Source organism: Mesorhizobium sp. M2A.F.Ca.ET.039.01.1.1 (genome assembly GCF_003998035.1).
Taxonomy (GTDB): Bacteria; Pseudomonadota; Alphaproteobacteria; order Rhizobiales; family Rhizobiaceae; genus Mesorhizobium.
In genome coordinates this window covers 1-3,200 of sequence record NZ_RZRY01000700.1, presented here as the reverse complement: position 1 = coordinate 3,200, position 3,200 = coordinate 1, and the positions used below count along the sequence as shown (strand labels likewise).

Genomic DNA, 3,200 nt, shown 5'->3' with positions numbered 1-3,200 from the left:
AGGTAGCTGTTCCCTCCCCGGCATTGCTTCAGATAATCGAGAGCGCGCGCCTGGCCGGTGATCTCGAGATCGTCGCGATAGACAGGGTCGTGCCAGCCCTCGATGTCGATGGCGCCCTTGTAGCCGGCCAGCCGCAATTCGCTGATCACGCGCGTCCAGTCGCTGTCGCCGAAGCCCGGCGTGCGCATCTGCACGAAGGGCAGGCGGCCGAACACGCCATGCTCGCGGATCACGTCCCAGCGCACCGTCGCGTCCTTGCCATGGACATGGAAGATGCGCGGCGCCCATTTGCGGATCTGCGGGATCGGGTCGATCAGATAGACGAGCTGGTGGCAGGGCTCCCATTCCAGCCCGAGATTGTCGTTCGGCAACTCGTTGAACATCAGCTCCCAGGCGTCCGGGTTGTGGGCGATGTTCCAGTCGCCGCTCGCCCAATTGCCGTCCATGGCGCAGTTCTCGAAGGCGATGCACACGCCCTTGTCAGCGGCGCGCCTGGCCAGCGGTCCCCACACCTCGCGGAAGCGCGGCAGGCTGTCGGTCAGCTTCTTGCCGCGCAGGCGGCCGGTGAAGCCGCAGACCATCGAAGTGCCGAACAGATGCGCGTTGTCGATCACCGTCTCCCAGGCGGCGAGCACGCCGCGATCGACCTCGCCGCTTTCGAGTGGATTGCCGAACACACCGAGCGACGACACGGTGACGTCCGCATCACCGATCGCGTCACGGATTTCGCCCGCGAGGCGCTTCAGGTCCTTGCCGCCCAGCGTCTGCCAGAAGAAGGGCTGGATGCTCTCGAAGCCAAGCGGCAGGATCTGCTTCACGTAGGCGGCCGGATCGTCGAGATTGGCCCGCACCATGGTGCCGATCCTGATATCGAGAAGCGGGTTTGGCATCATCATCCTTCCTGGGTCGCGATCGCCACGCGCCGTCCGCTCTCCGCGCTTTCGATCGCGCCGAAGACCATGGCGAGGCTTTTGATATTGTCGGTGCCGCGGGTCTCCGGCTCGGTGCCGGTTTCGATCGCGCGCATGAAATCCTGGATGATGCCGAGATGTCCGCCGACGCGGTCGGCCGGGTCGAGCGCCGGCACCTCGATCGAATACGTCTTGTCGATGATACCGTCGCGGCCCGACGCAACCACCTCCGCCTTCAGCCCGTCATGGCCGTCCCACAGCAGGCTGCCGCGCTCGGCAACGACGCGCCAGCTGCCTTCCCAGCTGGTGCGAAAACCGTCGGCGCACCAGGAGCCGGCATAGGTGAAGACCTTGCCGCCGCCGAGGTCGAAGACGGCGCTCGCCGACGAGCCCTGCCGGTACCAGGAACTGGCCGGCTCCCATTCCTGGCAATAGACGCTGGCCGGCTCGCCGGCGACCATGTAGCGGGCGGCGTCGAAGGTGTGGATCGCCATGTCGAGCAAAAGCACATGGTCCATCTCCTCGCGAAAGCCGCCGAAATGCGGCGCGATGAAGAAATCGGCATGGATGCTGGTCGGCTTGCCGATGGCGCCGGAGTCGAGGAAGCGCCTGATCCGCCTGACATTGGCGACATAGCGCCGGTTCTGGACGACGGCATGGAGGCGCCCGGCCCGACGCGCCGCCGCGATGATGGCCCGCGCATTCTCTGGGCTGTCGGCCAGCGGCTTTTCGGTCAGCAGGTGGCAATGAGGGCAAAGGCAGAAAGCGCGACCTCGCGGCGTGCCGCCGGAACCACGACATCGAACACGGCGTCGGGTTTCGTCTCGTCGAGGACGGCGTCGAGGCTGGTGCCGATGACGGCGTTGCTCAGATCGTATTCGCGCGCCCTCGCCTGCGCCCGCTCGGCATCGAGATCGACAAAGCCGGCAATGGCGAGCCCGTCGATCTGCCTTGCGGCATCGAGCCACTGCCTGCTCATAGCTCCGCACCCGACCAGGACGACCTTCATCATCCAGCGCTCCTCCTCCGCTCGGCCCCTCCAGGCCGAGTGTCACGGCATTTCCGGCATCACCGTAAACGTCTTTCCGTAAACGTTTACGAGAACACACCCGAAGGCTTAGAATGTCAATCACCTGCTCGCGAAAATCGACACCCGCTGCTTGGCCTGAAGGGCGGCCGGTGCTAGCGAAGACAGGGGGAGAACCGGCCTTGGCGTCCAGCATCCACGATCTCGCGCGTCATCTGAACATTTCGATCGGCACCGTCTCGCGCGCGCTGAACGGCCGTGCCGATGTCAATGCGGAGACGCGCCAGCGCGTGCTGGAGGCCGCCAGGAAGCTGAACTATTCGCCCAACCAGTCGGGCCGGAGTCTCAGGAAAGGCGCCACCCATTCGATCGCCTTCATGCTGCAACCGCACCCTGGCGACCAGCAATATGGCGAGCCGTTCTTCATCCCTTTCCTGACCGGTCTGCAGGCGCGGCTCGCCGAAAGCGAGCTCGATCTGATGGTCGTTATGGGTGAGCCCGGTCAATATCAGCCGGAGAGGCTGCGCCGCGTGGTTGAGACGCGCCGGGCCGACGCGGTCGTGTTGGCCAATACACGGCGGGAAGACGATCGGATCGACTATCTCAGCAAGGCCGGCTTTCCCTTCGCCACGCTTGGCCGAAGTCAATCCGGCGGCGACACCTATCCTTCGCTCGATATCGATTTCGAGAGGGCGGGTGAGGAAGCCGTCGACCGGCTGGTCGCGCGCGGCCACCGCCGCATTGCAGCCATCCGCCCTTCGCTCGATCTCAACTTCGGCTACCTGTTCCTCGACGGCTACCGCAAGGCGCTGCAGCGGCACGGCATCGAGGTCGACCCCGGCCTGATCGCCGACGGCTTCATCAACGAGACCGGCGGCTATCAGGTGACGCCGCGCGTGATGCTCTCCAAGGATCGGCCGACAGCCGTCATCTTCAACAATGACGCCATGGCGCTCGGCGGCTGCAAGGCGCTGGCCGAGATGGGCATTAGGCCCGGCCACGACATCGCGGTGATCGTCATTGTCGACACGCCGCTTTGCCGCTACTTCTCGCCAACGCTGACCGCCTTCCGGCCGTCGCTGGAGCCGATGGGCCGACGGCTGGCCGAGATGCTGCTGGCTTCGCTTCCGGCTTTCGCCGGTCCCGAAGGCACACGCATCATCCGCGAGGTCTGGCCGCTGGAGCTTGTCGCGCGCGAGAGCGATTGAGCGCCTTTCCCTTCTCCCCTTGGGCAGGGCTGTCCGGGGAAAGTTAGACATAGT

2 protein-coding genes and 1 pseudogene are annotated in these 3,200 nt (G+C 65.3%); 1 reads left to right on the top strand and 2 read right to left on the bottom strand.

Annotated elements, in window-relative coordinates:
• Both EOA24_RS32105 and EOA24_RS32100 read right to left on the bottom strand, forming a co-directional pair.
• On the bottom strand, positions 1-893 hold an 893-nt coding region (locus EOA24_RS32105; RefSeq protein WP_133374717.1), incomplete at its 3' end, for a sugar phosphate isomerase/epimerase.
• Positions 893-1,923, bottom strand: a pseudogene (locus EOA24_RS32100) (Gfo/Idh/MocA family oxidoreductase). The pseudogene EOA24_RS32100 and the gene EOA24_RS32105, both read right to left, overlap by 1 nt.
• Before the next feature lie 197 nt (positions 1,924-2,120).
• Between EOA24_RS32100 and EOA24_RS32095 the strand changes: the two are divergent.
• Positions 2,121-3,146, top strand: a complete 1,026-nt coding sequence (locus EOA24_RS32095) for a LacI family DNA-binding transcriptional regulator (protein WP_126082027.1) — start codon at positions 2,121-2,123, stop codon at positions 3,144-3,146.
• Positions 3,147-3,200: the final 54 nt, after the last annotated feature.